Consider the following 1,905-nt stretch of genomic DNA (forward strand, 5'->3'; position numbering starts at 1 on the left):
CAGATCGTCTCCGCACTACGACTACTCGAACGCAAACAGGTCACCCTGCCCCCGAAGAAGCACGGAAACATCCCGCTGTGAGCGCCGAAGCGATTTCGAGGGATGCAGACATCACGGCAGAACTCGCCGACGCCGACTTCGTTGCACTCGACGATTCGGAACCGACAGACGAGGCTGCACAGGCGCAGCTGAGCGCCGCGATTCGCATCGTGAAGGGAAATCCCTCGGACGAGGATATCGCGGCGCTCGTGGCTGTCCTGACGGCCGCTGCGTCCGCTGCGAGTCCGGTCGCAGATGCACGGCCATCCGAACTCTGGGGAACGCCTGCGTCGATGCACCGAACGTTCACTCCGTTCTCGCCGTACTCGTACGCAGCGGCCAACCGCTTCTGATCGCGTGCCACTCTTCGTTCTCGCATCTGCGTCACCGGCCCGACTAGGGGTGCTACGGGCCGCAGGAGTCGACCCCTTGGTGCGAGTGTCCGGCGTGGACGAAGATGCGCTGACGGCTGCCCTCGGTGCTTCGCCGTCACCCGAGGACGTCGTTCGGTCCCTGGCGCGAGCGAAGGCACAAGCGGTTGCCGACGAGTTCGACGATGCCGTCGTCGTCGGTTGCGATTCGATGCTGTCGATCGACGGCGAGTTACAGGGCAAACCACACAGCGTCGACGTGGCACGGCGACGCTGGGCGTCGATGGCGGGCCGTTCCGGTGACCTACTGACCGGCCATGCGGTGCTCAGAGTGCGCGAAGGGCGAACTGTCTCGACGGTAGCGGAATGCAGCACCACCACCGTTCACTTCGCCGAACCGTCCCAGCCCGACCTCGAGTCCTACCTGGTGTCTGGAGAGCCACTCGAAGTCGCGGGCGCATTCACGCTGGACGGTCTCGGAGGATGGTTCGTCGATCGGATCGAGGGAGATCCGTCCAGCGTCATCGGTATCGGTCTCCCCCTCGTCCGTCGATTGCTGGCCGATGTCGGCGTCTCGATGTCCGACGTGTGGTCAGCCGGCCAGTAGCCCGGTCAGCTCGCGGGCCCACTCCTCGGCCTGCGCCTTGGGCTTGACGTTCGACGAGCTATCGTGCCTGGCGTGCTCGTGGATCTGCTCGGCACCGAGTTCCACCAGCTTCTCGGCGATGATCTCGCCACCGCGGTTGAAGGTGTCCCCGTACACACGATCGCCGAGTCCGAACAGTGCGAACTTGAGCCCGGTCAGATCGGGCGCGTCCTCGACGAGCGCGTCGTAGAACGGTTCCGCTCCCGTCGGGAGCTCGCCATCACCGTAGGTCGAGCAGATGATGACGTGAAAGTCGTCGGTGTCGATCTCGGAGACCTCGTACTCGAGCATGTCGCGAACCTCGGCGTCATGGTCCGCCAGAACGTCGGCGATCTTGTCCGCGACTTCCTCGGCGGTACCGGTCTCCGAACCGAACAACACGACTACTGCCATGTTCACTTCCCCTTTTCGCTTGGTGCCGCACCCTCGGTGTTGAATCGGTGAACGAGCATAGCTTCACCAGAATGTCGGGGTCAGCTGCCACCTGTCGAATTCGTCGGCGATCAGCGTGCAGAGGTGTTCCCTGCTCGGGAAAAGATCGGGATCGAGTCCGGTGACGCACAAGGTTGCCGTGGCCCCCGAGGTGTTCCACCAGACGCTCACACCGCCCTTCGTGCGACGTAGCAGTTCCGCGGTGGTCTGCTGAGTGATCGATCGCATGGCGACCGAACGTGCGTCGGCGCCACCCACCGACCGCAGCGCGCTTCCACGATTACCGAGGTTCGAACACAGGCACAGTGGAGCCGTTGCCGACTTCGCCGCCCTGGCGACAATCGCGTCGGGCAGCATCTGCATGAGCGGTTTGGTCAGTTCGAACGTCGTGGAGCGACTGGCGTCGGCGAGCGTCGT

General features: G+C 64.0%; 3 protein-coding genes and 1 pseudogene. 2 read left to right on the forward strand and 2 right to left on the reverse strand.

All coding sequences use genetic code 11. The annotated features are described in order from the left end of the window. Positions 1–77 precede the first annotated feature (77 nt). Positions 78–392 carry an acyl-CoA carboxylase epsilon subunit gene (locus A2J03_RS23855; protein ID WP_068378953.1) on the forward strand — a complete coding sequence of 105 codons (315 nt, stop codon included), beginning with the start codon at positions 78–80 and terminating at the stop codon, positions 390–392. A 4-nt stretch (positions 393–396) separates the two neighbouring features. Then, entirely contained in the window at positions 397–1,017 is a 621-nt protein-coding gene (locus tag A2J03_RS23860; RefSeq protein ID WP_068378956.1) for a Maf family protein, read from the forward strand. Here A2J03_RS23860 and A2J03_RS23865 read toward each other — a convergent pair. Both A2J03_RS23865 and A2J03_RS23870 read right to left on the reverse strand, forming a co-directional pair. Further along, on the reverse strand, positions 1,003–1,449 hold the full coding sequence (locus A2J03_RS23865) for a flavodoxin domain-containing protein (protein WP_068378959.1): 447 nt from the start codon (positions 1,447–1,449) through the stop codon (positions 1,003–1,005). The two genes, A2J03_RS23860 and A2J03_RS23865, sit on opposite strands and share 15 nt — an antisense overlap. A gap of 63 nt (positions 1,450–1,512) precedes the next feature. Continuing rightward, positions 1,513–1,905, reverse strand: a pseudogene (locus tag A2J03_RS23870) (hypothetical protein); the annotation flags it as partial.

Origin of the sequence: Rhodococcus sp. EPR-157, assembly GCF_001647195.1 — a bacterium.
In the GTDB taxonomy this organism is placed as follows: Bacteria; Actinomycetota; Actinomycetes; order Mycobacteriales; family Mycobacteriaceae; genus Rhodococcoides.